This is a genomic window from Bradyrhizobium sp. Ken64 (genome assembly GCF_055807555.1).
In genome coordinates this window covers 1-26,047 of record NZ_JBVVPA010000038.1, presented here as the reverse complement: position 1 = coordinate 26,047, position 26,047 = coordinate 1, and the positions used below count along the sequence as shown (strand labels likewise).

Sequence of the window (26,047 nt, the reverse complement as noted above, 5' to 3'; positions counted from 1 at the left end):
GAGCTCACCGCTCCGCGGAACCGTGCCAGTCACGTCTTGAAACTCGCGAACAGCCTCGTTAGTCTCCTTTGCGTGGGGACCAAGCAGACTCCCCGTGAGGCCTCGGTCCAAGCTCTGCGCAGCACGCCATTTGTGGAGCTTGCGCATGGACACCGAACGACACCCTTCTCACCAACACACAGTCGCCATCCTCTCGCGAGGCGACGCTGCCGCGCGCCGCGATGCGACGGCGCAAAACAGCCGCTTCATCCGTGTCTTTGAAGCACTCGTCGCCGTCGGCATCGAGGCGCGCCCGGCAATCTACGACGAAAGCTTCGTCGAAGAGGTCCGCGAGCAGTTGCTTGCGGCGAGCGGCGTGCTCGTCTGGGTCGATCCGATCCACCAGGGCAAGACGCGCGATGAGCTCGATCCTCTGCTGCGCGACGTTGCGGCGCACGGCGTGTGGGTCAGCGCTCATCCGGACGTCATTCTCAAGATGGGCACCAAGGAGGTACTCTATCGCACCCGCTCGATGGGGTGGGGATGCGACACGGCTTTATATCGAACCACCGAGGCCATGCGCGCCGAGTTACCGACACGGCTCGCCACCGGTCCGCGCGTGATCAAGCGCAGCCGCGGCAACGGCGGCCAAGGCGTGTGGAAGGTCGAGAAGCTACCGGGTTTCCCGATGATAAAGGTGCTGGACGCGACCAAGGATGGCTCCGAGGAACTGACGCTGGATCATTTTCTCCATCGCTGCGCCGAATATTTCGAAAATGGCAGCGTGGTCGATCAGCCATTCCAGCCTCGCTTGAGCGAAGGCGTGGTGCGCTGCTATATGGCCGGCGATCGCTGTGCCGGCTTCGGCTATCACAGAGTCAAAGCGCTGGTCGACTCGCCGGCCGCCCGTTCCGAGGCGGGACCGCGCCTCTACACCTCGAACGCAGACCCGCGCTTCCATCGGCTGCGTCGATTGATGGAAGAAGAGTGGACCCCTGGAATGATGAAGACACTGGACATCGACGAAGGCTCGCTCCCGGTCATCTGGGACGCGGACTTCCTGTATGGTCCGAAAGATGCGGACGGTGTCGACACCTACGTCCTGTGCGAGATCAACGCGAGCTCATGCTTCGCGATCCCCGAGGAGGCGCCGGCAGCGATCGCGCAGACGGTGAAGCAGCGGTTGACGCAGACGTAGAGGGCCAGTTCACGCACTTGGGGTCTCGGCAGCGCGGGGGTGACCACCACGCTACCTCCGCCGCCAGCGGGGCACCCTCTCAGCGGGCTGTTGCGCGATATTCGCCGGCGCTGCTGTGCTCACGATAGCCGCCGTCGAAGCCAAGTGGACGGCCCGACAGAAACCTGGCTGGCGATTTCCGGCAACCCGGGGTAGTTTTTGCAACGATTGTTCTTGGGAGGTCGACATGAGTAGTCCGCGCCGGGCAGCGCTTCTGCTCCTCGCAACGTCATTCGTCTTCGGCTTCGCCAGCCAATCCGCTTCGCAGACCGGGCCGGAAGCCGCACCGACCAAGGAGCAGCTCGCGCGCGACAACAACCTGTTCATTTCACTGGCGAAGAAGGTGCTCAAATGGGAAGAGCCGGCCGACCCGGTGCATATCGTCGGTCCCATCTATTTCGTCGGGACCAAGGGGCTGGGTGCGTTCCTGTTTACGACCTCAGAAGGCCACGTCCTCATGAACACGGGCATGCCCTCGTCCGGTCCGATGATCGTGGATTCCATCCGGAAACTGGGCTTCAAGCCCGAAGACATCAAGCTCATGATCAACGGCCATGCGCATATCGATCACGCCGGCGCTTTCGCATTCTTCAAGCAGAAATTCGGCGCGCAACTCGCCGTGATGAAGGACGATGTGGCCGCGATGGAGAGCGGCGATCTCGGCGACTTCAAATATGCTGACGACTTCGTCTATCCCGCCGTCAAGGTCGACCGGATCTTGCGCGACGGCGACCAGATCAGGATGGGAGACGTTCTGCTATCGGCCTACCACACGCCGGGCCACACGCGCGGTGCGACCACCTGGGTCGCCAACATCGTCGCGGACGGCACGGCATACGTCGTCGCCTTTCCCGACGGTGCCGGATTCAATCCGGGCTATCGGCTCGCAAGAGATCCGTCCTATCCAGGCATCGAAAACGACTATCGCAATACGCATCATTTTCTCGAGATGCTGAAGCCCGACATCTGGTTGGCTCAGCACAACGAATATTACGACCTCGAGCGCAAGCAGCAGCGCGCAAAGACCGAGGGCGTCAAGGCGTGGATCGATCCCGAGGGCTATCGGCGTTTCATCGCCGAAAAGAAGCGGGATTTCGAGGACCAGGTCGACGAGGAGCTGGGCGTTCCAAAAGCACCGCCAAAATAGCGAGGCAACAATGCAGTTTCCTTGTTTTCTCTCGATTGTCGCGGCGACGCTGTTGGCCGGCGAGGCCGCACTCGCGCAAGGACCGACTGCGGTAACGGTTCACAACTTCGTTCGCGCCGAAACCGATCTTTACTTCAGCAAGACCGCGCGCGACGACGGCGCCTTCGGCAAGCTGAGGCATCGCCGCGATATGGCGTCGATCGAGAAGCAGGACGTGGTTCGGATGAACCGGGACACGCTGTATTCGTCGGGCGTGTTCGACATGGACGCCGGCCCACTTACGATTGCCCTGCCCGACGCCGGCAAGCGCTTCATGTCGATGCAGGTGATCTCGCAGGATCACTACACAATCGACGTCGCATACGGCCCGGGGAGCTTCACCTACGCAAAAGATCAAATCGGCACGCACTATGTTTACGTCATCATTCGGACGCTGGCCGACCCCCAAAATCCGCAGGACATCAAAGCCGCAAACGGCGTGCAGGACGCGATCAAGGTCGAGCAGATCGATCCGGGCGAGTTCGAGGTGCCGAATTGGGACAAGGCGTCACAAACCAAGGCCCGCGACGCGCTTTCCGCCCTTGGCGCGCTCGGCGGCACCGTCGACCGGTTCGGCAGGAAAGAGGACGTCGATCCGTTCGACCACCTGATCGGCACCGCCATCGGCTGGGGCGGCAATCCGCGCAGCGCAGCGGACTACCAAAGTTTCTATCCTCCGCAGAACGACGGCAAGACGGTGCATCGGCTCACGGTCAAGGACGTTCCGGTCGACGGCTTCTGGTCGGTCAGCCTCTACAACGCAAAAGGTTTCTTCCAGAAGAACCCACTTAACGCCTACTCGTTGAACAACCTCACGGCAAAGCCGGCCCCGGACGGCTCGGTTACCATTCAGTTCGGCGCCTGCGACGGAAAGGTGCCGAATTGCCTGCCTATCATGCCGGGCTGGAACTACACGGCGCGCCTGTATCGACCGCGCAAGGAGATCTTGAACGGAACGTGGACGTTTCCGGAAGCCAAACCCGTACGGTGATTTGCGAGCCGGCGCCAAAGCTCCTGGGCAAGCCGATCATGACGCATTCAGATCAGATCGCGGCCTCCCAAATTGTCCCCGCCGCGCCCACAGCAGCGCCAACGGCCCCAGCGCGATCCCAGCCGCGAGGACGCTGAACGCCAGCAGCCAGCCGGTCGCGCTCTGCGGGCCGCCGGCCGCGTCGAGCGCGGCGCCGGTGCCCCAGGCGCCGACCGCCGACAGACCGAAGCCGACCGTCGAATGCAGAGCAAGCGTTGCGCCGCGATGTTCGGACACAGCTGCGGCCGACATGCCGGCGGTCAATGCGCCGGAATCCGCCGGCACTGTCAGGCCATAGGCAAGCAGCAGCAGGGCCAGCACCCATGCCGGCGCCGTCGCGTTGAGGCCGATGATCAGTGCGACGCAAGCCGACGCGATCATCACGACCGTGATCGCGCGATGGCGGCCGAATTTCAGCGCGGCCTCGTTGCCGAGGATGCTGGCGGGCATCGAGATCACCGCAAAGCAGAAGCTCAGCACGACGGGGCTCAACCACGACGGCGCGCCTTGGTGGGCGACGACGAAGGTCCAGAACCCCACCAGCCAGGTGCGGATGCCGTAGAGCTCGAAGCAATGGGCGCCGTAGCCGAAGATGTATCCGAGCGCCTCGCGATTGGCGAAGACGGGCGCGAAGTTCAAGAGACGTCCTGCTTTCGGCGCGGGCCGTTGCGCCTGCATCAGAAGGCACGCGACGACCATTGCGATCGGACCGAAGCCGGTGACAAGGAAAGCGGTCCGCCATCCCCAGCGATCGGCGATCAGCTGCGCGACCAGGAACGAGAGGCCGACGCCGACCGAGAAGCTCGACGTGTACAGCGTGACGGCGCGCGAGGTGTCGCCGGCGGGAAGCCGGTCCGTCAGCGCCTTCAGGCCCGGCATGTAGGCGCCGGCAAATCCAAGTCCTGCCAGGGACCAGATCGCGGTCGCGGACCAAAACCCTTGCGCGAAGAGTCCGAACGCTGCGGTCGCCAGCCCGCTGACGATCGAGCCCCAGAGCAGGACGAGCCGTGCGTCGATCCGGTCGGTTAATGTCGTCAGCACCGGCACGGCGAGCATGTAGCCGAACGCGTAACCGCTCGCCATCAACCCGCCTTCGGCCGCCGACAGGCCCCACGCCGGCATCAGATGCTGCGCCAGATTCGCGGACAGCGTCACATGCGGCAGCAGATTGCCGACCTGGCCGATGCACATCACCGCGATCAGGGACCGGCCGCTCAAGTTACGAATGCTGCCCTCCCGCCCCCACGCCGAAACGGCGCACGAACCACAATGGGCAACTCTCCGGCTTTACCTGCAAGACCCAACTTCATGAACAACCGCAGCCCGAAGCGCCGGCCTTCTTTGCCGCCTCGTCGGCCGCGCAACAGGCCGTCGGTTCCTGCTTCGCCGGCCCACCGCAACATCCTGATGCGGCTTCAGTGGACTCGACGCTGCCGCGCGAGCAGACGCCGGTCTCCGGCAGCACGAGCTCCACCCTTGCGGCGGCTTTCTTGTCGCCGGCGAGATCGGCCGCAATCGAGCGCACCTGCTCATATCCTGTCATCATGAGAAAGGTTGGCGCGCGGCCATACGACTTCATGCCCGCCATGTAGAAGCCCGGCTCGTCGTGCGCGAGCTCGCGCGCGCCGTGCGGGCGCACCGTGCCGCAGCTGTGCTCGTTGGGATCGATCAGCGGCGCCAGGGCGACCGGCGCCTCGATGGCGGGATCGAGCCGCAGGCGCAATTCGGACAGGAACGAAAAGTCGGGACGAAAACCCGTCGAGACGATCAGTTCGTCCACGATCACGCTGCGTCCGCCGCAGCCCGAGCCGGCCGCGATCTCGATACGGCCTTCGGAGTCCGACAGTTGCGTGACGCCGAATTCGGTTTCCACCCTGATCTTCCCGGAGGCAACGAGCGCGGCGAAGGCGCTGCCGAGCTCTCCGCGCGCGGCAAGCTTGTCATTCCGGCCGCCGCCAAACGCCTTGGCGGGATCGGCGCCGCGCAACAGCCAGATCGCTTGCGTCCCCGGCGCCTCACCCGCGAGATGCACGAGATCGATCAGCGTGCCCACCGCGGAGTGGCCGGCGCCGAGCACCGCGGTGGTCTTGCCGGCATATCGGGCGCGGCCGGCTCCACGGACATCGGGCATGCCATAGGCGATGTGGCCGGCGCATTCGCGCTCGCCGATCGCGGGCAGGCCATTAGCTCCGGCCGGATTGGGCGAGAACCATGTGCCTGATGTATCGATCACTGCATCCGCGCGCAGCACTTCAGGACCCTTGCCGTTCTGGTAGCGGATTTCGAAAGGCGCCTGCTCACGTCCCTTCGTCTTCGCCTTGTCGAAGCCGACGCGGCTGATGGCCGAGACGCGACTGGATGTCCGGACCACCTCGCGCAACGGCGTTCGCGTCGCAAGCGGCGTCAGATATCGATCGAGTAGTTCGCCGCCGGTCGGATAGGAGCTCGGGTCCGGCGAATTCCATCCCGTCGGCGCGAGCAGGCGCGCCGCGGCCTTGTCGATGTTGTACTCCCATGGCGAGAAGAGCTGGACCTGCTGCCACTGACGCATCGCGTGCCCAGCCTCTGGTCCAGCCTCCAGCACGACGGGCGACATGCCGCGTTCGAGCACATGCGCGGCCGCGGCCAGGCCGACCGGCCCTGCCCCGATGATGGCTACCGTCTTTGCGTCGCTCATGCCGTTATTCCCATCGTTCTAGAACCATCGAATAATCCGACCCGAAAAAATGATCAGGCCGCCGTTTGCGTCGTCTTGCATCCGACTTCGTCTGCGCAGCACTCCGCCGCCAGGAAATCAACCAGACCCCGCATCGCGTCGAAGTTTGCGTGGCAGATCAGCGTCGTCGATTCCCGGACCTGGCTGACGAGCCCGACCGAGACCAGGGTCTTGATGTGATGCGACAGCGTCGAGGCCGGGATTTTCAGCTTGTCCTGCAATCGACCCACGGGCATGCCCTTGTGCCCTGCCCGCACCAGGGCGCGATAGATCTGGAGTCGCGTCCGGTTGCCCAAGGCTTCGAGGCGTGCTGCTGCGTCGTCGATCTTCATGGCCGCCAAGATGCGCCGGGTCGATAATTGCTGTCAACTTTATTTCTACAATTTTCGAAATATGGATCCCGGGCATTCTAGGCGGGGCCACATGATTTCCCGATTGACTTCCCTTTATATTTCCATAAGTCTGGATATATGGAAACTGAAGAAGCCGTCCTCGCCCTCGCAGCCCTCTCCCAGTCGACCCGTCTGGAGGCGTTCCGGACGCTCGTCAGGCACGAGCCCGACGGCCTTGCGGCCGGCGATCTCGCCCGCCTGCTGGAAGTCCCGGCGAATACGCTGTCGGCGCATCTGTCGATCCTGACGCGCGCGCGCCTTGTCACCTCCGAGCGACACAGCCGCTCGATCGTCTACCGCGCCAACCTTGCCGAATTCCGCGACGTTGCGGTCTTCCTGCTGCGGGATTGCTGCGGCGGCCGGCCGGAAGTTTGCGAGCCGGTCGTCGATAGCCTTCAGGCCTGCTGCTCGCCAAAACGAAAGGTGCGAAGCCGTGTCCGATCGCATGTTTAACGTCCTGTTCCTGTGTACCGGCAACTCGGCGCGCTCAATCCTCGCCGAGTCGATCCTCCGCAAGGACGGTGCCGGCCGCTTTCGGGCGTTCTCAGCCGGCAGCACGCCAAAAGGCGCGGTACACCCGCTGGCCCTGCACACGCTCGAAACCATGGACTACCCAATCGACGGGATGCGTTCGAAGAGCTGGCTGGAATTTGCCGCTCCTGCTGCACCTGTCATGGATTTCGTCTTCACTGTTTGTGACAACGCGGCCGGTGAAGCCTGTCCTCTTTGGCCGGGACAGCCGATGACCGCGCACTGGGGTATCGAAGACCCTGCCGCGGTGGAAGGCGCAGCGCTGGAACAACAGGCGGCGTTCAATGCTGCGTTCCGCTATCTCAAGAACCGGATCGGGACGTTCGTCAATCTTCCCCTGCGCAGCATCGACAAGCTCTCGCTCGGCACCAAGCTGCGCGAGATCGGCCGCTCCGACGGTGCGGCACGCTCGACCCCGGAGGCCGGCTGATGGACCAGTTCGACCTTCCGCGCCGCCTCGCGGCCGAGGCGCTGGGCACAGGTATTCTCGTCGCCACGGTGGTCGGCTCCGGCATCATGGCGGAGACGCTGACCAAAGACGTCGCCCTGGCGCTTCTCTGCAACACGTTGCCGACCGGCGCCATTCTGGTCGTCCTGATCACCGTGCTCGGACCGATCTCCGGCGCGCACTTCAATCCGGCGGTCACGCTGGTCTTCACCGGCAAGCGCGAGCTGCCGGTGAACGAGGCTGCGCTTTATGTGGCCGCGCAGATCGCCGGCGGCATCGCGGGAACCATGGCGGCGCATCTGATGTTCGGACTGCCGCTGATCGATCTCTCGACCAAGATGCGAACCGGAGGATCGCAATGGTTCGCCGAAGCGGTCGCCGCCTTCGGCCTGGTCGCGACGATCCTGGCCGGCATCCGGTTTCAGCGGACGGCGGTCCCCTGGCTGGTCGGCCTGTACATCACGGCGGCCTACTGGTTCACGGCCTCAACCTCGTTTGCCAATCCGGCGGTAGCCATCGCAAGGTCGCTGACGAACACGTTCTCGGGCATACGTCCCGCCGACCTGCCCGGATTTATTCTCGCGGAGCTCTGCGGAGCTTTTGCCGCCATGCTGTTGATGAACTGGCTGCTCGGACAGCCCCAGGCGCGAGGCCCCATCCCAATCGCGGAGACTACCTCATGAGCGTCACGATCTATCACAACCCCGCCTGCGGCACCTCGCGCAACACGCTGGCGATGATCCGGCAGAGCGGCGTTGAGCCCGACGTCATCGAATATCTGAGGACGCCGCCATCCCGCGAAAAGCTGGTCGAGCTGGTCAAGGCCATGGGCATCTCCGTTCGCGAGTTGCTGCGGGAGAAAGGCACGCCCTACAAGGAGCTCGGCCTCGACGACACCAAATGGTCCGACGACGAGCTGGTCGACCAGATGCTCGCGCACCCCATCCTGATCAACCGTCCGATCGTGGTGACGCCCAAGGGCACGCGCCTGTGCCGGCCTTCGGAAGCCGTGATCGATCTCCTCGACCATCCCGTCGGCCGGTTCGTGAAGGAGGATGGCGAGGTGGTCGAAGCGCGATAGGCTGACGGGGCGCCTGTCTTGATGGTCCCGCTCGGCCATATCCACGCCGCCTATGTTCGCAGCCATTTCGGCACCGCCGAGATGACGCTGTGGGATTCCACCGCGGCGCGACGAGATCGCCTTCGGGTTCGTGATGGCGACCGGCGGCCGGCCTCACGCGCGCACCGGGGGCCTCGCGGCTTCCGCGATCTCCGTGCACGACGGACAGCGCTGACGGGCGCGATCAATGCGCGTTGCAGCGGCAACGCTCGTAATCGACGGGATCATGGCTGTTGACGATCGTGACGCGGTCGCCGTGGTTCAGCTTCAGCGCGCGCAGCCGGGCCTGGTTGGCGATCCGCATCTTGCGGTCCATATCGGCACGGCTGGAAATAGCCGAGCACCAGCGGCATGCGCGGCGATGCGTCGAGCTGGCCGTGATGGAAATAGCTGTCGCCGGCATGCAGCAGCCAATTGGCGCCTGATCGCACCGCGATGCCGCAATGGCCGAGCGCCTCGGCGGAGCAGTTTCATGCGCTGGCCCGCCGCATCATCGACGAGGCCGATGCCGCACGCAGCATGTTCAGGAGACCGAGCACCAAGACCAATGTGACGCTCGGCCTGATGCGCACGCTCGACGTGCCCCGGACGATCGCACTGCTCAAGCCGCTGACGGCGCGCGGCGACATCACGCTCCGGCTCGTCGACAGCGACGAGCGCGCCGACGCGCGGATCATCTCCAAGAGCATGCTGCGCGCTGACGAACATTTCGTGGCGCTGTGGAGCGAACGTTATGTCGCAGCGCTGCCGCCGTCGCATCCGCTGGCACTGAGAAGCTTCGCACTGCCGATCTCGCCGGCGTCCCCTTGATCGACCGCTGCCATTGCGAGCAAAGCGCATTCTTCGGCCGCGACCCGCAGGCCCGACGCGAGATCGAGGTCAAGGTCAAGCGCGAGGTCGGGGTCGCCTATCGCGCATCCGTGTCGCTACCGGATGCGCTGAAAGATCTTGTCGGGAAGCTGCAGAAGCAGAAGCAGAAAGAGAAGGAGAAGCAGAAGCCGGCCCGGAGCATGCGCCGGCCTTGAAAGCCTAGCTATCCGAGCAAGCCTTTCAGTCCGGCATAGATGGAGCCGACGCCGGTTGCGGCGACGCCGGCCAGCGGCCCGACAGTCTGCATGAGGTCCTGTATCAGGCGGGCGCGGCGGCGCAGCTGTTCTTCGCCGACATGTTGCCCGAGCAGGCGCGCCATGCGAAAGGCGAACGCGTTGGGCTTGCCGCCCTGCGTCAGCACTCGCGGCAGGACCTGGAAGATCACGACGCTCAGGATGTTCCCTGAGACAAAGGCGAGCAGGATGCTGGCGCCGTACTCGAACACTTCCCGCCATTCGATCCAGGCTTCCGGCAGGATCGGGACATGATCGTGAAGTCCAGTCACCGTCAGCATCGCGATGATGCTGACGCTTGCGGTGAGGAACGCCAGTGCGAATGCCGTGAGAGCGGAGACCCGGTGCAGCGGATAGGCGAGGAATCCGAACAAGAGCGGTATGGCGATAGATGCGATCCTCAGCGGGATCGGCGACACGTTGAAGGTGATGGTCACGAGCACATGGGCGATTACCAGCAGCAGAGACGGAATCGCAAGATAGAGCACCGCATGCGTTCCGTAATAGCGAAGCGGATTCTTGTAGCGCTCGAGCCGGACATTGACGCGATCGAGATCGCGCCTGAGCCTTTCCAGATCGGCGACGATCTCCTCGATCTCGAGCAGTATCGGGCGTATCGCACGCAAGTCCCGCGAGCAATGCTTGCAGGCGATGGCTTCATCCTTGATGGTCTCGGCGCAAAACGGACATTCCATCGCTAGCGCGAATGCCTCCGTCTCATGACGGCCTCAATCTCGTCTCTGGCCCGCTTTAGCTCGTCGCGCAAATGCTCGCGCTTGCGCAGAAGTTCGTCGCGCTCCGCAACCAGCGTGGCGGGAGCGGCAATGTCACGCCCGCAGGATGCGCAAACCAGCGCGCCCTTCGCATTTCCCGCAAAGCAGTAAAGGCACGTCACTTAGGTGCGACCTTCAAAGTGAAGATGGTCGTGCCCGGGCGGCCGTCACTGTCCTTGACGTCGACACGCACCGTGTATTCGCCCGGCGGAAGTTCTGCGTCCTGCATGTTGATGCCGTCGAGCTTGACGAAGGGTTTGACTCGGGGCGTCAGATCGACGTTCGGCGTTCGAAGGAAGATCATCCTGACCGAATCCGGATCAATCTTTGCGCCGCCGAAAGACTCGAATTTCAACACCAGCTGCATCGGCGAATTGACGGAAGCGCCAGGGGAGACGAATTCCACCTTCGGACCGCGCAGGATGCCACGGCGGTCGGCCGCAACGGCGCCTTTCGGAGGCGGCAGCTTCGCTTCCTCTTCCGTAATCAATTGCGTGGCGCGCGACGGGCCCGAGAACAGCAATCCCCCGGCCACGAAGCCGAGCAAGACAATCCACTTCATTTCCGCTGCACCCCTTCCCCCGTTGTCAGCGCAAGCCGCCATCGCCGATGATTGTATACGGCGCCCAGAACAGCGGATGCGCATAAGTAAATTCGGTCCTGCCTTCGCTGTTGAGATAACCCGGACCATCGACGAGGGCCATCGCCGCCTGCCGCAGCGCCTCACTGCGTGACAGCTTGGGATCGTCGGCCTGCCGCTTGAACAAGTCGGTCACCAATTGCCGCGCCGACTGCGAATGCACCGACCAGTTCGTCACCAGCAGCGCGCGCGTTCCGGCATAGAAGAATGCGCGGCCGAGCCCGGATGCCGCCTCGGCCCCGGCGCCGGCGCCAGCCCCGGTGTTGCAGGCCGACAGAATGACCCAATCGGCGTCCAGCTTGAGGCCGAGGATCTCCTCCATGGTCAGAAGTCCGTCGCCGCCCTCACCCGTCACCGTCGGCGAAGACAAAGCGAGCGCCGGCTGCGTCAGCCCGTTCAGCTCGCCCGGGACGAGGCCATGCGTCGCAAAGGCCACGATCCTGAAACCGGAAAGATTCATGGTCTTCACCGCGCTCTCGGTGGCGTTCTTGCCGAGGAACAGCACCTTCGAGGGGTCTGCCTGCAGCGCCAGCGCAATCGATTTCAACTCATCGGCGGTATCGGGCAGTCGTGGCAACATACCGAGTTCCGCGCTGTCGACGCCTTCGAGCTTGGGACTGTTGCGCCGCCTCAGCGGCCCACCGCGCGTGATGTTGCCGCTGGCATCGGCGACCTGAACCTTCTCCCCGCCGCCGTCCGCTTCGGCCTGCTGATCCCTGTTGAAATAGGGATCACCGAAGGCGACGAGGTCCCCGCGACCGGGCTTGCCCGGTGGCAATTGCCGTAGCGTGCGCAACGCCGCCGCCGACGGCACCGTCGATACGGCATGAGTCCGCGCCAGCCACGGCACATTTCGGTAACCGATGAAGAGCGGGTCCTCGTCCGCGGCCACCTCTGCCGGCGCCGTCGGCAACAACGACAACGGCAGCAACCCCAGCGCCCCGTTGGTCACGACGATCAGGTTTCTGGCCGGTTTCCAGCCGCTCTCCACCGGCTTGAGCAGTAGCTCATAGAGCTCATGGCCGAGCTTGAGGTCGAACGGCGGAATGTCCGAGATCATGGCTGCCTGCGGCTCGAGCGCCTCGCGCAGCTTGCGAATCTTGCTCTCGATGTCGCCGATCCTGGCTTGCACGGCGGCGAACGCCACCGGCCCCGACTTCGGCACGGCCCAGACGAAGCTGCCGTTTTGGCCAAAATAGAAGGACAGCATTGCCTCGTTGTCGGCAAGCGTCGCGCGGATCTCTGCGACGCTCGGCGGCCGGGGCGAGACGAGATCGGCGTAAGAAGGAAATTTCTGCTTGATCTGCTGGCGCGCCTTGTCGCGTTCGCCGCGCAAGGCCGCGATCGAAGCCTGGATCTGCTGAACGCCCTTTTCGTCGCGTTCCGCCGAGGGAAGCGCCAGCACGTTGTTGAGTGTGCCGAGCTGGGCGTTGACCTGTTTGGTCAGGTCCTGCTCCTTGCGGACGAGCTCGGCGAGCGCGGGATCCTTTGCTGCTGCGCGCGCACTGGAGGCCGCGAGCGCCTGCTGCACCGAACGACCACGAACGGCGTCGGCAAGACTGAAGGTCTCCTCGCCAATGTCGTTGCCCTCGGCCCTCGCGAGCAGCAGGAGATAGCTCTCGACGATTGCCTGCAGCCGCTGGCTGCGCGCCGCCACCACACTCGTGTTCTCGTCATCGGCGTTTTCGTTGGCGTTCGCCATCATGACCGGAATGGCCGCCTTGAATTCCCGGATCGCGTCGGCGTCGCGTCGCGCGCGCATCAGGCCGACCGCCAGGGTGCCGCGCGCCGAAGCGGCATCGAAATGGTTTTCCCCAACCCGGGCGATCTGCTTCTTGACGAGTTGCTCGGCCGCGGCAATGCCTGCGTCCAGCTGCCCGGAATTATACAGCGAGAGGATGCGAGACGGATTGAGCTCGAAGACCTGACGGCGCTGCGGTTCCCAATTGGCGATCGCCCGGTCGATGCGCGCGAACAGCTCGTTTCCTTCGGCGTTCTTGCGCTCAAGCGTCAGAATGCCGGCGAGCTGCGCGAGCAATTGCACCGTCGACTGGGAATCGTCTGGCACGCCGACCGTCCTGTTGATCTCCAGAGCGACACGGCCCAATTGCTCGGCTTCCTCGTGGCGACCTTGCTCGACGAGGATACCGGCGAGTCCCATCACGTAACGCGGCGTCACCGGATTGTACTTGCCGGTATCCTTCAGGCGCGAGAGCAGCGCGCGGCGTGCGTCGACCTCGGCTTCGGCCAGCCGGCCCTGCCGCGCCTTCATGCGAGCCTGGCTGAGCACGAGGTTGTCGATTGCCTGCAGCATGACGGTTTCCGCCGGGGGATTGTCCGAGTCCATCACGCCCTTCATGCCCGCACGCTTGCGCTGCTCCGACACGCGATAGGCGGCCTCGGCCTCCGCAAACTGCCCGCGCGCTTCGAAGATCAGGGCCCGTGTGGCCTCGAGCTCCCCTTCCCAGTTCTGTCCCAGGCGCGCGTAGGAGGCGCGCCAGTTCGGATGACCACTGGTACGCGCTTCCTGGATCGCGGACTGGGTGCGGCGCAGATAGCCTTCTGCCTGGGCGACATCGCCCATTTGGATGAGGTTGCCGGCCACGGACCTGTTGGCGCTCAATTGGTAGCCTTTTGCCCCCGGCTGGGTGGCCGTCTCACGCAACAAGCGCTGGATAACCTCGAGCGATCGTTTTGGATCACCGGCTGCAGCGTATTGCAGCGAGAGAAGCTGCTGCATGCGGCCCATCATGTTGGCCTCGACCGCACCACGGCCGATCTCGACGGCCTTGCCGGCGTCGCCGATGGACTCGGCGAGGCGGCCGAGCTGCGCGCGCGCATTAGCGCGGTCGAAATAGAATTGCGCGAGATCCGCGCGGGATTCCTTTCCCGTCGGTGTCGAATCCGCATCCGCCTTCAGCTCCGCGAGGAGTTTCGAGTCGGGCTTTTCGCTGTCGAGGATCGCGGTGATGTCGGCGATGGTGCGGGGCGGCGCGACGAAATCCTTTGGCAGCGCCGTGCCGGGTTCGAGCTTGGGTGCAGCTTCCTTCGGAAGCTCGACCGCGACGTTGGCGCGGCCATTGGCGGCGTTCAGGGCCGCCATCACACAGGCCCTGACTTGAGGCGAGGCCTTGGCGCGGCAACCCTCGAGATCGGCGCCGGCTTTGCGGCCCCCTTGGGCCTGCATGCAAGCGTGCACGATCGGCTTGCCGACGGTCATCCGGCAATTCTCAATCGCGGCCTCCTTGGTCAGTGCGGCGGCGGAGCAGGTTGATCCCAGCAGAACGGCAAGGACCAGCAGGAGGCGGGGGGAAACGGCCAGACGGCTCTTGCAAGGACGCGCGGCGTCTAAGCTCATCTTGAAGGACCTTCGGAAAAATGACTTTGAAGAAACGGGGCTATCCTATCCAGCCGGCCCGGGAGGACAAGGGCCATCATGCGGTTCCCTGATCGCCTCGACAGGCCTGGACGGCTACGGACGGCACGGTCCCCTGGATCGCGCACAGACAGGCGGCTTCAGGCCGACCGCGATTGATGGGCCGCAGGGTAAGATGACCGCCCTCGGACAGGCTGCGGGGCTGCGCGGATCAGCCCTTCGAGATCACCGCGCGGCCGTAGGGCGGCTGGGCCGCGACTGGCGGGTTGGCGGTCTGGGCGGCGAGTTCGCCGATCAGGCGGTCGGCATCGGCGGCCATGCCGTCGGGCGCCTGGATCACCAGCCGCTCCAGACCCCAGCGATAGGACGAGACGCGCTGCTCGAGGCACTGCTGCACCCACTGGATGATCAGCGAATTCTCCTGCATGCGCTCGACTGCGTCCTCCTTCTCCTTCGGAGAGAGGGAGGAGACACGCGCCATGCTGGCATTGCGCTTCTTGTCGAGGTCGATGACGCGGATCGCGGAGGCGAAGAACGGCTCGAAGCGGGTGATGTCGTTGCGCACGTCCTCCATCAGCTGCGCATAGCGCGAGGAATGCGAACGGTGCGGCTCGTCGATCAGCGTGCGTCCGTACATGGTGCGGTCGAACACGATCTTTTGCCGCCACGGCGAGGGCAGCGCCTTGTAGTCGCCGAACACGCTCTTCCAGGCTGGCCGCGACAGTGGCGGCTCGATCAGGGGATAGGCGAGGTCGCGGAGCTGGCGCTCCTCGTCCGTGAGCTGGAATTGGGATGGCTTCAGGCCGATGCTGGAGGTCACTTCCGCGCCCAGCCAGCGATGCATGTCGTCGCTGCGCATGTCGGCGCGGGTCCGGCCGAAATCACCGCCGCTACAGGCGGCAAGCGTCGCGCCCAGCGATGCGAGCATGATGGCCGTTACGACGGGCCGGATCTGGCGGAGGTTCTCCGGCATTGCAAAGGCCGAAGGCTAGCGGCGACGACGACGGCGCCCCGGCGCTGTGCCCTGCTCCGGCCCGTGATCGCCGCTGGTTTCGTCGCTCTCGCGCTCGATGCGGATCACGGGAAGGATCAAAATCGTGCCCATGTCCGCGCGCGGAGCCACGTCTCCCGACGCGCCCACCCGGCGACCGGCCGGAAATTCGATGATGGTCCCCATATCAGCTCTCTTCAATTGCCACGCGACCCGGCGCGCCTCTGCAACATGGCGATCATTAAGATCAGTTCATGGTTAACGGGGTGTAAACGTGCCGGCGGGACCGTAACCGCACGGGCGGGACCCGGCGTCCCGTTGCGGCACGAGACCGATTCAAAGCATGCGTTCGGCTTCACGCCTCGTTTTCCTTAACGAGCCTTTAAAGGAGCCCGCGATAGGCTGACGGCGAGTATCTTTTCCAGGTCGCGTATCTCCATGACCAAGTCGTTGTTTCCAGGATTCGACGGGCTGATGACCCTCTCCCGTCGCGAAGGCGTCGATGTTCGTCCGACGCTGCTGCGCGTGCTGACCGACCTCTACGTCCAGTCGAGCACCCACAGCGACGACGAGCAGCGCCAGTTCGTCGAGCTCGCCACGCGACTGATCGACCAGGTCGACGACGCGACGCGCGCGGCCGTCAAGGCGCGGCTTGCGATCTATCCGTCGACGCCGGCCCCGATCAAACAGAAGCTCGGACTGTCGGCCGCGCAGGAGGGCCGCAGGGTTCCGCTCGCGCGGGAAATCCCGGCGCCCGCCCTTGCCCCCCCTCCTGCCCCCTTGCCGGTTCGCACGCCAACCGACGCCGAGCTGCGCATGGCCTCGAACATGGCGATGCAGCCAAAGGACGCGGCCGATATCCACGACATGTTCTTCCGCGCGGGCGCCGCCGAGCGCGCGCTGATCCTGCACAATCTGGCGCAGACCCCGCTGAAGGCCGCGCCGCGGATTCCGACCGTGCGCGCCAAGCGCGCGATCCAGATCCTCGAGATGGCGGCGATCGCGGGCGATGTCGAGAATTTCACCTCCGAGCTCGGCGACAGCCTGATCCTACCCTCGCGCGTCGCAGCCCAGATCGTCGACGATGCAAGCGGCGAAGCGCTCGCGGTCGCCGCGCGCGCACTCGACATGCCGAGCCCGGTGTTCCAGCGCATCCTGCTGTTCTTCAAGCCGGAGATCGGCAACTCCGTGACCGACGTATACCGGCTGTCGCGGCTTTACGATCGTCTCAGCGACCGCTCGGCTCTGGTGATGCTGGCCGCCTGGCGCGGCTCGACGCTCGCCGTCACCCGCGCCAAGTACCAGCCGTCGCTGCACGACAGCGAGCGCCAGCGCGCGCGTGCGGGCGCAAGCCAGACGCGCCCGGGCGTACAGCCCGGCTCCGCGCCCGCGGTGCGGACCGGCACCAGCGGATCATCGGATCGCTAGAGGCGAGTGCGACCTGATGCGGTCGCTTGCTCCACAAGCTCGTCATGCCCGGGCTTGTCCCGGGCATCCACGTTCTTCGGTGGCGCAAGCAAGATCGTGGATGGCCGGGACAAGCCCGGCCATGACGACGCAATAGCGTCCTGATCAGGTCTTCGCCAGCTCGAGAAAATGCCGCCCGGCGCGGTCTTCGGTCTCGACGATCCAGATGTCGGAGTCGAAGCGGATCTCTTTGTTCAGGCGCTCCTCCACCGCGGGCTCCGGCATCGGCTGCGGCGCAAGCGGCACGAAGAAACGATCGACCGGCCGACCGTCGTCATAAGAGGTCTGCGGCGCGGGCACGTAGAGCATCGCATTGCCGTCAAGCAGCGAGACCTTCACGAACACCGCACCCGCCTCCTCCGCGCCGCGACGACGCACCGCGCCGTACACGCCCTCGGTCTGGCACCGGCGCAGATAGGCTGAGACCCAGATGTTTGATTTCAAACGCATGCGCGCACGATAAGCCAGCGCGGCAATGAGCACCAGCCTTCGGGCTTCGGTCTCGGCGAAGCGTAGACTATTCGACGGGGTGGCCGATCGCGGCGCCGAGCTCGCGGAGCAGGCGGTCGGACAGCTGGCCGGTGACCTGCATCTTGTGCTCGCGCTCGAATTTCTGGATCGCGGACTGGGTCTCGGCGCCCATCGCGCCCGTGATCTTCAAATTCCCGTAGCCGTATTCGGACAGCGCGCGCTGCACGCCGGCGATGCGCCGCGCGGCCGAGCCCTGATGCACGGGGATCGGCGCCGGCGGACGCGCGACGGAGGGCGGCGCCGAAATCGTTTGCTTGACCAGATTGGTCATGGGATCGCCCGAGCGCGGCGTCGATGCGGTCGCCTCGACGGGCCTCTCCGGCGGCTTTTCCGCAGGTCTGGGCTCGGCAGATCTGGACTCAGCACGAAACTCCGTCGCTCTCGGCTCGAGCGGCGAGGTATCGGCCCCGACGGGACGCGAACGGGGCAAAGGGTTCGACAGCGCCAGGGACGACGGTGCGGGAAGATTGATCACGGTGCCGAACATCGGCGCCGGATGCCGGCCGGTCTGGAGGAACAGTGCATTGGCAACGATCGCGCCGATGGCGGCAACGGCGACGAGACCGGCCAGGGTATCCTTGGGGCTATGCAGCAGCACGCGCAGCACGAGATTTCGCTCGGTCTCGACATCGATCACCGCAGCCTTGGCGCCACGGCGGCGCGGAGCGGCTTCGTTCTTGGCGGACTTCTTAGGCACTTTTCTTCACCAGAGCGGGTTGGTCCTGAACTTGGTCGTGAGAATGGTCCTGAAGTTCGTGGTGCTGAAGTTCCTGGCGCAGCACCGGCGTCAAGGTCGCGATCTTGCTCTCGCTCGCCTTGCTGTCGGACATCTTGGCCTCAGAAGTTTTGGCATCAAAAGTTTTGGCCTGCGGCGTGTAGACCAGCGGCAGCTTGACGGTGACGGCAGTGCCCTCGCCGAGCCTGCTTTGTACCGTCAATTCGCCGAGATGCAACGCCACGAGGCTCTTCACGATCGAAAGTCCGAGGCCGGTACCTTCGTGACGGCGCTGATAAGTCTTGCCGGCCTGGAAGAACGGCGCGCCGATGCGCTTGAGATCGTCAGGCGCGATGCCGATTCCGGTGTCGCTGACGCGCAGCGCAAGCTGCGAGCCCGAGACCGCCGCCGTGACGGTGACCTGACCGCCGCGCTCGGTGAACTTGACCGCGTTGGCGACGAGGTTGAGCACGATCTGCTTGAAGGCACGCGGATCGCCGGTCATGACAGGCAGGTCCTGCGGCGCATCGGTGACGAGATCGACGCCGTTCTCCCGCGCCTTCAGCGCCAGCAGATTGCAGCAATGCATCAAGGATGCACGCGGCGCGAACGGGTCCGCCGCAATCTCGAAATTGCCCGATTCCATCTTGGACATGTCCAGGATGCCGTTGACGACCGAAAGCAGATGCTGGCCGGAATCGTTGATGAGCTGGGCGTATTCCCTCCGCTGGGCCGCGCCCAGCATCAAGGTCTGCTCCTGCGTGATCATCTCGGAGAAGCCGATGATGGCGTTGAGCGGCGTGCGCAGCTCATGGCTCATGGTGGCGAGGAAGCGCGTCTTGGCCGCGTCGGCCGCCTCTGCAGCGCTGCGCGCCTGATCAAACGCCTGCTCGGAGAGCTTGCGGTCGGTGACGTCGCGCATCACGGCGACGACATCGGCCTCGCGCGTGGCATCACGGCCCATATCCTGATCGAGCGGGCGGCACCGCATCTCGACCCAGATGAAATCAACCTGGCCGCGCTCAGAGCCGGCACGCTCCCGGCGCAACCGGAACTCGACGCTGCGCACGTCGCCGCGCGCGGCATCGGACAGCGCCGTCAGATACGTCGGCCGATCGGCGACATGGACGCGATCGAACAGGCCGTGGCCAAGCAATTGCGCGACGGGCACGCCGAGCATGGCTTCCACCGCCGGTGAAATGAACTGCACCGCGCCGTTGCGCTGATGCCGCGAGATGACGTCGCTCATGTTCCGGGCCAGGAGGCGGTAACGCTCCTCCTCGCGCGACAGCAGCGCTACGCTGGTGCGCGCGAGCGATTCCGCACCGAAGGCAAGGCCTGCGGCATAGAGGGTCGCCGAGGCGACGCCGAACGCCATCAGCACCCCGCGTTCCGCGGCGCTGGTGTCGCCAATCGACAGCCAGCCGAGCTGGCTGACGAGAATCAGGATGCCCGCGCAGGACAGCGCCAGCAGCGAGGCGAAGGCCGCGACGCGGCGCGAGGCCGACAGCGCAGCTTCGAGGGGGACCACGACCAGCCAGATCGCGGCGAATGATTCGATGCCGCCGGTCGTCACCGCGACCGCCATGATCAGGCCCGCGAGCGCCAGCGACGACAGCACATGCGCGCCTTCGTAACGGCCGGTGCGCGACAGGAACCAGGACAACAGGATCGGCGCAATCAGCCAGGCGAAGGCTGCGACCTCGATCGCGCTCGGCGCGCCGCGCATGGCGAGATAGACCGGGAATGCGGCGAAGGCGGCCAGGCTGCCGAGCAGCCGCGGGGCCATGAAGGCACGATGGCGCGCTCGCGTCAGCGCGTCGTAACGCGCGGAGGGATGCAGCAGCGCATCGAGACAATCGCGGATGATACTCAAAACTGTCACGGGTCTCGCGCTTCGGCTCATTCGTCGGGAAGACGCGCCGGAACGCCTCCTTATCGTTGAGCCACCGTGTCAGAGCGACCTTAAACGAACACTAAGGCAGCGCGGCGGGCCGCCAGACACCGCGTCATCGCAGGGCTTTTTAGACGATTTGACGACGTCATCAGCGGGGATGGTGAACACAGGGTTTCACCGTGGTCCGCATGGTTTCGAAATGGTGGACGGGCGTGGCGGCAGAATCACGGGCGTGGACGTCAATCCAAAATTTACGACACGTCGATTGCAAAGATTCTTGAGTCAATTTTCCGCGAATTAAGCGGAAGGCAATCACTTGCGATTTATCGAGAGTTGCTAGGTCCGACATCCGCGGAGATCGCCGCGGCGGGCTCTAACATACAGGTCGCAAGATGCGCTTTCTGCTTCGCATCACATTCTGGCTCGGGCTGGTGCTGGTGCTCCTGCCGCGGGACAAGACGCCCGAATCGGACAAGCTGCCGCAGATCGGCGCTGCCGACGCGGTGCAGGCTGCGACCGCGGCCGTCTCCGACATGACCCAGTTCTGCAAGCGCCAGCCCGCAGCCTGCGAGGTCGGCGGACAGGCCGCGACCATCATCGGTCAGCGCGCGCAGGACGGTGCGAAGAAGATCTACCAGATCATCAACGACAAGAAAGAGCAGCTCGAGAAGACCGACAAGAAGGCGCCCGACCACACCGGCTCGATCGCGCTGGCCGGCGAAGGCGATACCGCAACCAGCGAGGCGCCGCGCGACACCCTGTCCCAGGACGACCTCGCGCTGGAATGGCGCGGCCCGGCGCCCGCGACGGCGAATTAGCGCCCAAACCCTATCGATTTCGGCGCTTCGCGTCCCTATATTGGCCTGAACGGGAACTTTGGGCCAGCATGACGACGATCGACGAAATCAGGGACAATTTCGAGATTCTGGACGAGTGGGACGACCGCTATCGGTACGTCATCGAGCTCGGCCGCACCCTGGAACCGATGTCCGAGGCCGAGCATTCGGCCGAGAACAAGGTGAATGGCTGTGTCAGCCAGGTCTGGCTTCAGAAGCTGATCGATCATCGCGATGGCGGCGCGCCGATCCTGACATATCGCGGCGACAGTGACGCCCACATCGTGCGCGGGCTGGTCGCGATCGTGCTGTCGCTTTACTCCGGCCGCACGCCGCAGGAGATTCTTGCGACCGACGCCATTGCCGTATTCGACGAGTTCGGCTTTCGCGATCACCTGACGCCGCAGCGTTCCAACGGTCTGCGCTCGATGGTCGAGCGCATCAAAACCGACGCGAAAGAGGCGCTCGCGGAAGCGTCATAGAAATTCTACTTCCGCTTCCGCTGCTGCTGTCCCAGTCCCATCTGCTTCGCAAGCTGCGAGCGGGCCACCGCATAGTTCGGCGCGACCATGGGATAGTCGGCCGGCAGTCCCCATTTCTCGCGATATTGCTCCGGCGTCATGTTGTACTGGGTGCGCAGATGGCGCTTCAGCGACTTGAAGCGCTTGCCGTCTTCCAGACAGACCAGATAATCGGGCGCGATCGACTTCTTCAGCGAGACCGCCGGCTTCGCCGGCTCGAGCGGCGCCGTCTCGGTGCGGCCCGACGAAACGCGCACCAGCGCGCCGTGCACCTGGCTGATCAGGTTCGGAATCTCAGTTGCAGGCGTCGGATTGTTGCTGAGATAGGCCGACACGATGCTCGCCGTCAGCTCAATGAAATTCTTAGCCCCGGCATCCGACATCGGCCCCGCCTTTCTCCACCTTGCGTCTCACGGGAGAGACGACGTCAGAGTATTCCATGTCAACAATACGTTCGGCTGAATGGAACGACTGAGGAGTATGGCCCGATTTACTGACGAAGCAACAAGAACGCCAGCGCTTTACTTTGCCTGCGCCAGCTCTCAAGCCCCGCGCTGGTCAAGGTGGGAGCGCAGCTCGTCGATCGAGGCAAAGCGCATCATCCCCTCCGGCATCTGGGCTTCGATCGAACCGTCGGAGTAGAGCGAATAGGCCATGCCGTCGACGATGCCGGATTTGAGCACGGTCACGGGCGCCTGTTCGGCCGCGGCCGCCGGCTCCGGTGCGGGCGGCGGAGCAGTCTCAGCGAAGGTCGACGGCGAGCGCGGTGGCGGGCGCCGCGAGGCGGGCGGCGGCTCCGGAGGCCTCACACGGTCCGGCTTCGGCCAGGCGTCGTCAAAGCTCGCAGGCGGCGTCTCCGGGGCGGCAGGCTCCGCCGACGGCTCGGCATGCGGCAGGGGCGGCAAGCCCTCGCCGGTCTTCGCCTCCGCGCGCTCGCGCTCCTTGCGGGAGGTCGAGGCGAACAGCAGGTTGCGCCGGCGCGGCGGTTCCGGAACCTCCGGCGGGCTCGGAGCTTCCGGTGCTGGCGGAGGCTCGGCGCGCGGACGCTCGCGCGCGGCTGCTTCGTTCTGCCAGGGCGGCGGTCCTGCGGCCGGCAACGGCGGCGCCGGCTCGATCTTCTCTGCTCCCGGCTCAGGCGCGGGGGCAGGCGTTCCAGCCATCCCGAGACCCGGCAGCACGGGCCTGACCCGAACGTCGGATGGTGCGATGGACCCAGCCAGCCGGCGGGCAATGCCCTTCAGTTCCGCGACCACGACGTAGAGGCTGGCCAGTAACAGTCCGGAGCAGACGCCGATGGTGCCGGAGATTATGAGGGTACTGCCGAGACTGAATTCCCTGACGGTGAAGCCGAACAGGATCGCAAGGAGGCCCGCCAAAACGGCGAAAATCCCAGCGATCAACAAAGCCAAGGTCATCGAACTCACCCCCGGCCGCGCATCCACACGCGACACTCGTCACGCCACGATACCGTCATCCGGTGTTCCACGCCAACGTCGAATTATAGCCTGCGTTCCTAAAGGAAAGGAAATCAGGGACTTATTCACATTCCCTTCAGCTACGGCTCGCTACTTCTAAGCTGCTCTCGATGTGGTCGGATTTGCTGCGTTGCATCAGGAATTTAGCCATAATGCCCAATTACTTGGTAATGGAACTGCGCTATAGGGATTCCGGGGAAGTGGCCCGCGCGCACCAGCAGGGCCAAGAGGGGATTCCGGGTCACCAATAGCCATGACATCCATCACGACTTCGGCGATCGACACGCCTCTGCGGCGCTCGGTTGAACGGACTTGCGACGATCTCGCCATGCTGGTGCTGGCCGCGGTCGCCGTCATTGCTGGCTTGACTTTCCGCGACTATGGGCTCGGCTGGGACGACTACACCCACGCCGAATATGCCGACCTGCTGCTGCGCATGTTCGGTTCCGGTTTCAAGGACACCGCGGCACTCTCCTTCGCCAATCTCTACATGTATGGCGGCGGCTTCGACATGGTCGCGGCCCTCCTGCACAAGGTGATTCCGCTCGAGCTGTTCGAGACGCGCCGTCTGGTCGGCGCCGTCGTCGGCGTGATCGGACTTGCGGTGACGTGGCGGCTCGGCCGCCGTGTCGGCGGCCCCCTTGCGGGACTTGCCTCACTCCTGCTGCTCGCGCTCTGCCCGATCTTCTACGGCCACATGTTCATGAACCCGAAGGATGCGCCCTTCGCGGTGGCCATGATCATCCTGATGCTGGGCCTCGTCCGCCTCGCCGAAGAATATCCGCAGCCTTCGCCGCGCACGATCCTCATCGTCGGCCTTGGTGCCGGCCTCTCGCTCGGCACCCGCATCCTCGGCGGCCTTGCACTGGTCTATGCCGTGATCGGCTTCATGCCGCTGTTCCTGGAGGAACTGCGCAGCGAGGGCCTCCGCGAGTCGGTCCGACGCTTCGCTCATGTCGTCTACGTGCTGCTGCCCGGCCTCGTGCTCGGCTACCTCGTGATGGGGCTGATCTGGCCGTGGTCGATCATGGAGCCCGGCAATCCCTTCGAGGCGCTGACCTACTTCTCGCACTTCTTCGAGAAACCCTGGAAGGAGATGTTCGACGGCGCGATCGTATCCGTGCCCGACATGCCCTGGTCCTATCTGCCGACGCTGTTCGCGCTTCAGTTGCCCGAGGTGATGCTGGTGCTGATGTTCGGCGCCGTGATCGGCACCTTCGCACTGCTGCCGCGTAGTGAGGTTCCCGCTCGCCGCAAGACCATCCTGCTGATGCTCACGCTCGCCGCGACGCTGCCGCTCGCGATCGCGATGGTGAAGCGGCCGGCGCTGTACAACGGCATCCGCCATTTCGTCTTCGTGATCCCGCCGATGGCGGTGCTCGGTGGCGTCGCCTTTGGCTGGGCCATGGAGCGCCTGCGCGCCAAGCACCGCACCTGGCAGCCGGTCGTGCTCGCCACCTTCTGCTTTGGCCTTGCCCTCTCGCTGGCCGAGATGATCCGGCTGCATCCCTATCAATACACCCACTTCAACCACATCGCCGGCACCGTGCGCGGTGCCGACGACCGCTTCATGCTGGACTATTGGGGTCTGGCGCTGAAGCAGGCCTCCGACGAATTGCGCGAGCAGCTGGTGGAACGCCAGGAAGTGCCGCCGCGCAACCGCAAATGGAAGGTCGCTGTGTGCGGTCCGCAGCGCCCCGCCCAGGTCGCGCTCGGTCCCGATTTCACCATCGGCTGGGATTCCAATGCCGCCGATTTCGCCATGACGCTCGGCGAGTTCTACTGCAAGGGCCTCACCGCGCCGGTGCTGGTCGAGATCAAGCGCGACGACGTGGTGTTCGCCCGCGTCTACGACATCCGCGGCAGCAGCATTTCCAGCCTGCTCTCGATCCCGGCGCCGTAATAAATTTCTCTGGCCCGTAGCCCGGATGAGCGCAGCGACATCCGGGGCCTATCAGGCAGCCCCGCATGTCGCTTCGCTCATGCGGGCTACGCTGGACTGCCGCGCTTTGTGTGCCTTGCTGGCAGCTCGCGGCAGGACTACCTTCCCTCCCCGCAACAACGATGTTCGGAGAGATCAGCCATGTCGCCAGCGGAAGCGCGCCTGAAGGAAGTGCCGTCGAACATGACGGAGGCCGAGTGGCAGCAACGGGTCGATCTCGCCGCCTGCTATCGCCTCGTCTCGCTCTACGGCTGGGACGATTTGGTCGACACCCACATATCCGCGCGCGTGCCCGGCCCCGACCATCATTTCCTCATCAACCCCTACGGGCTGATGTTCGACGAGATCACGGCGTCGAGTCTGGTCAAGGTCGATCTGCACGGCAACCAGCTCTCCGAGAGCGAGTACAGCATCAACCCCGCCGGCTTCACCATCCACTCGGCGATCCACGAAGTGCGCGAGGACGCCATCTGCGTGCTGCATCTCCACACCCTCGACGGCACCGCGGTTTCGAGCAGCGCCGAAGGCCTGCTGCCGCTGAACCAGACCGCCCAGCTCGTCACCCACGACCTCGCCTATCACGACTACGAGGGCATCGCGCTCGACCATGACGAGCGGCCGCGGCTGCAGAAGGACCTCGGCGACCACAACCACATGCTGCTGCGCAACCACGGCACGATGACGGTCGGCCGCTCGGTCGCCTCGGCTTTCGAGCGCATGTATCACCTGGAGCGGGCCTGCTCGATGCAGGTGCGTACGCGCGCGCTGGGCACCCCGGTCTACCCGGTCGACGATGTCGCGATCGACAAGAACACCGAGCTGCTCGCCAACCGCGACCGCGCCGAGTTGCGCGCCACCAACCTCGTATGGCCGCCGCTGCTGCGCAAGCTGGACCGCGAGCTGCCGGGCTACCGGTCTTGAAATTTTCGGGATTTGGTGTAGGGTAGCGGTCAACGAACCTCTACGCCTTTTGGAATGAAACGCCGCCCAATTCCGGGCGGCGTTTTTATTTGGCCCGTCATTGCGAGGAGCGAAGCGACGAAGCAATCTCCGCGGGGAGATTTCTGATCTTCCCCCAAAAAAGTAGACATGGATCAAGCCGATTTTAGCTCCATCTCGACCGGGCTGATATAGCCGATGG

28 protein-coding genes are annotated in these 26,047 nt (G+C 64.7%); 14 read left to right on the top strand and 14 right to left on the bottom strand.

From position 1 onward, the window contains the following. Positions 1-145 precede the first annotated feature (145 nt). The 3 genes from AC0L2F_RS33635 to AC0L2F_RS33625 all read left to right on the top strand — a co-directional run bounded on the left by AC0L2F_RS33635 (position 146) and on the right by AC0L2F_RS33625 (position 3,393). Positions 146-1,177, top strand: coding sequence for a Cj0069 family protein (locus AC0L2F_RS33635; RefSeq protein ID WP_473251302.1), 1,032 nt, complete (start codon positions 146-148; stop codon positions 1,175-1,177). Between the two features lie 226 nt (positions 1,178-1,403). Then, the gene (bla, locus tag AC0L2F_RS33630) at positions 1,404-2,363 is read left to right on the top strand and encodes a subclass B3 metallo-beta-lactamase (RefSeq protein WP_063993075.1); all 960 of its coding nucleotides are present in this window, start codon (positions 1,404-1,406) and stop codon (positions 2,361-2,363) included. A gap of 10 nt (positions 2,364-2,373) precedes the next feature. Continuing rightward, entirely contained in the window at positions 2,374-3,393 is a 1,020-nt protein-coding gene (locus AC0L2F_RS33625) for a DUF1254 domain-containing protein (RefSeq protein WP_473251301.1), read from the top strand. Between the two features lie 36 nt (positions 3,394-3,429). Here AC0L2F_RS33625 and AC0L2F_RS33620 read toward each other — a convergent pair whose 3' ends face one another. From AC0L2F_RS33620 to AC0L2F_RS33610, 3 genes are all read right to left on the bottom strand, one after another. Continuing rightward, positions 3,430-4,623: an MFS transporter gene (locus tag AC0L2F_RS33620; protein WP_473251308.1), complete on the bottom strand. Its 1,194-nt coding sequence runs from the start codon at positions 4,621-4,623 to the stop codon at positions 3,430-3,432. A 115-nt stretch (positions 4,624-4,738) separates the two neighbouring features. Next, a complete protein-coding gene (locus AC0L2F_RS33615) occupies positions 4,739-6,109 on the bottom strand; it encodes an NAD(P)-binding domain-containing protein (protein WP_063993076.1) in 1,371 nt (456 codons plus the stop codon). A 53-nt stretch (positions 6,110-6,162) separates the two neighbouring features. Next, on the bottom strand, positions 6,163-6,480 hold the full coding sequence (locus tag AC0L2F_RS33610) for an ArsR/SmtB family transcription factor (RefSeq protein WP_063993077.1): 318 nt from the start codon (positions 6,478-6,480) through the stop codon (positions 6,163-6,165). Positions 6,481-6,618: 138 nt separating this feature from the next. Here AC0L2F_RS33610 and AC0L2F_RS33605 point away from each other — a divergent pair, with 138 nt between their 5' ends. From AC0L2F_RS33605 to arsC, 4 genes are read left to right on the top strand one after another with little or no spacing between them, the layout of a single operon-like run. Then, positions 6,619-6,993, top strand: coding sequence for an ArsR/SmtB family transcription factor (locus tag AC0L2F_RS33605; RefSeq protein ID WP_007608231.1), 375 nt, complete (start codon positions 6,619-6,621; stop codon positions 6,991-6,993). Beyond that, positions 6,974-7,501 carry an arsenate reductase ArsC gene (locus AC0L2F_RS33600; protein WP_473251300.1) on the top strand — a complete coding sequence of 176 codons (528 nt, stop codon included), beginning with the start codon at positions 6,974-6,976 and terminating at the stop codon, positions 7,499-7,501. The genes AC0L2F_RS33605 and AC0L2F_RS33600 overlap by 20 nt, the downstream gene beginning before the upstream one ends. Continuing rightward, positions 7,501-8,202, top strand: coding sequence for an aquaporin (locus tag AC0L2F_RS33595; RefSeq protein WP_007608225.1), 702 nt, complete (start codon positions 7,501-7,503; stop codon positions 8,200-8,202). Before AC0L2F_RS33600 ends, AC0L2F_RS33595 begins: the two co-directional genes overlap by 1 nt. After that, positions 8,199-8,600 (top strand): arsenate reductase (glutaredoxin), encoded by a 402-nt coding sequence (gene arsC, locus AC0L2F_RS33590; RefSeq protein ID WP_473251299.1) that lies wholly within the window; start codon positions 8,199-8,201, stop codon positions 8,598-8,600. Before AC0L2F_RS33595 ends, arsC begins: the two co-directional genes overlap by 4 nt. Positions 8,601-8,823: 223 nt before the next feature. Here the strand turns inward: arsC and AC0L2F_RS33585 are convergent, their stop codons facing one another. Next, the gene (locus AC0L2F_RS33585) at positions 8,824-9,042 is read right to left on the bottom strand and encodes a hypothetical protein (RefSeq protein ID WP_473251298.1); all 219 of its coding nucleotides are present in this window, start codon (positions 9,040-9,042) and stop codon (positions 8,824-8,826) included. 11 nt (positions 9,043-9,053) lie between these two features. On the opposite strand from AC0L2F_RS33585, the gene AC0L2F_RS33580 reads away from it, so the two are divergent. Both AC0L2F_RS33580 and AC0L2F_RS33575 read left to right on the top strand, forming a co-directional pair. Then, on the top strand, positions 9,054-9,449 hold the full coding sequence (locus AC0L2F_RS33580; protein ID WP_473251297.1) for a hypothetical protein: 396 nt from the start codon (positions 9,054-9,056) through the stop codon (positions 9,447-9,449). Then, positions 9,446-9,664 (top strand): hypothetical protein, encoded by a 219-nt coding sequence (locus tag AC0L2F_RS33575; protein WP_473251296.1) that lies wholly within the window; start codon positions 9,446-9,448, stop codon positions 9,662-9,664. The genes AC0L2F_RS33580 and AC0L2F_RS33575 overlap by 4 nt, the downstream gene beginning before the upstream one ends. Before the next feature lie 8 nt (positions 9,665-9,672). Here the strand turns inward: AC0L2F_RS33575 and AC0L2F_RS33570 are convergent, their stop codons facing one another. From AC0L2F_RS33570 to AC0L2F_RS33550, 5 genes are all read right to left on the bottom strand, one after another. Then, positions 9,673-10,437 (bottom strand): hypothetical protein, encoded by a 765-nt coding sequence (locus AC0L2F_RS33570; protein ID WP_007608222.1) that lies wholly within the window; start codon positions 10,435-10,437, stop codon positions 9,673-9,675. A 196-nt stretch (positions 10,438-10,633) separates the two neighbouring features. Beyond that, complete coding sequence (locus AC0L2F_RS33565; RefSeq protein WP_473251295.1) at positions 10,634-11,077, bottom strand: Ig domain-containing protein; 444 nt, start codon at positions 11,075-11,077, stop codon at positions 10,634-10,636. 25 nt (positions 11,078-11,102) lie between these two features. Continuing rightward, a complete protein-coding gene (locus AC0L2F_RS33560; protein WP_473251294.1) occupies positions 11,103-14,513 on the bottom strand; it encodes a CHAT domain-containing tetratricopeptide repeat protein in 3,411 nt (1,136 codons plus the stop codon). Between the two features lie 229 nt (positions 14,514-14,742). Beyond that, positions 14,743-15,504, bottom strand: coding sequence for a hypothetical protein (locus tag AC0L2F_RS33555; RefSeq protein WP_063993080.1), 762 nt, complete (start codon positions 15,502-15,504; stop codon positions 14,743-14,745). A 15-nt stretch (positions 15,505-15,519) separates the two neighbouring features. Continuing rightward, entirely contained in the window at positions 15,520-15,708 is a 189-nt protein-coding gene (locus tag AC0L2F_RS33550) for a hypothetical protein (protein WP_007608215.1), read from the bottom strand. Positions 15,709-15,960: 252 nt separating this feature from the next. Between AC0L2F_RS33550 and AC0L2F_RS33545 the strand changes: the two genes are divergently transcribed. Continuing rightward, on the top strand, positions 15,961-16,950 hold the full coding sequence (locus AC0L2F_RS33545; protein WP_473251293.1) for a DUF2336 domain-containing protein: 990 nt from the start codon (positions 15,961-15,963) through the stop codon (positions 16,948-16,950). A gap of 144 nt (positions 16,951-17,094) precedes the next feature. Here the strand turns inward: AC0L2F_RS33545 and AC0L2F_RS33540 are convergent, their stop codons facing one another. The 3 genes from AC0L2F_RS33540 to AC0L2F_RS33530 form a co-directional block, all read right to left on the bottom strand. Then, complete coding sequence (locus AC0L2F_RS33540; protein ID WP_063993082.1) at positions 17,095-17,439, bottom strand: DUF1491 family protein; 345 nt, start codon at positions 17,437-17,439, stop codon at positions 17,095-17,097. Between the two features lie 67 nt (positions 17,440-17,506). Continuing rightward, positions 17,507-18,217, bottom strand: a complete 711-nt coding sequence (locus AC0L2F_RS33535) for a peptidoglycan-binding domain-containing protein (RefSeq protein WP_007608208.1) — start codon at positions 18,215-18,217, stop codon at positions 17,507-17,509. Next, the gene (locus tag AC0L2F_RS33530; protein WP_473251292.1) at positions 18,210-20,141 is read right to left on the bottom strand and encodes a PAS domain-containing sensor histidine kinase; all 1,932 of its coding nucleotides are present in this window, start codon (positions 20,139-20,141) and stop codon (positions 18,210-18,212) included. The genes AC0L2F_RS33535 and AC0L2F_RS33530 overlap by 8 nt, the downstream gene beginning before the upstream one ends. A 383-nt stretch (positions 20,142-20,524) precedes the next feature. Here AC0L2F_RS33530 and AC0L2F_RS33525 point away from each other — a divergent pair, with 383 nt between their 5' ends. Both AC0L2F_RS33525 and AC0L2F_RS33520 read left to right on the top strand, forming a co-directional pair. Then, positions 20,525-20,950 carry a DUF5330 domain-containing protein gene (locus tag AC0L2F_RS33525; RefSeq protein ID WP_007608202.1) on the top strand — a complete coding sequence of 142 codons (426 nt, stop codon included), beginning with the start codon at positions 20,525-20,527 and terminating at the stop codon, positions 20,948-20,950. Positions 20,951-21,018: 68 nt separating this feature from the next. Further along, on the top strand, positions 21,019-21,450 hold the full coding sequence (locus AC0L2F_RS33520) for a SufE family protein (protein WP_007608201.1): 432 nt from the start codon (positions 21,019-21,021) through the stop codon (positions 21,448-21,450). A gap of 5 nt (positions 21,451-21,455) precedes the next feature. Here AC0L2F_RS33520 and AC0L2F_RS33515 read toward each other — a convergent pair whose 3' ends face one another. Both AC0L2F_RS33515 and AC0L2F_RS33510 read right to left on the bottom strand, forming a co-directional pair. After that, positions 21,456-21,872: a Ros/MucR family transcriptional regulator gene (locus AC0L2F_RS33515; protein ID WP_007608200.1), complete on the bottom strand. Its 417-nt coding sequence runs from the start codon at positions 21,870-21,872 to the stop codon at positions 21,456-21,458. Positions 21,873-22,031: 159 nt separating this feature from the next. Beyond that, entirely contained in the window at positions 22,032-22,904 is an 873-nt protein-coding gene (locus AC0L2F_RS33510; protein ID WP_473251291.1) for a DUF308 domain-containing protein, read from the bottom strand. Between the two features lie 313 nt (positions 22,905-23,217). Between AC0L2F_RS33510 and AC0L2F_RS33505 the strand changes: the two genes are divergently transcribed. Both AC0L2F_RS33505 and AC0L2F_RS33500 read left to right on the top strand, forming a co-directional pair. Further along, positions 23,218-24,867, top strand: coding sequence for an ArnT family glycosyltransferase (locus AC0L2F_RS33505; protein ID WP_007608198.1), 1,650 nt, complete (start codon positions 23,218-23,220; stop codon positions 24,865-24,867). 180 nt (positions 24,868-25,047) lie between these two features. Then, positions 25,048-25,827: a class II aldolase/adducin family protein gene (locus AC0L2F_RS33500; protein WP_473251290.1), complete on the top strand. Its 780-nt coding sequence runs from the start codon at positions 25,048-25,050 to the stop codon at positions 25,825-25,827. Positions 25,828-26,047: the final 220 nt, after the last annotated feature.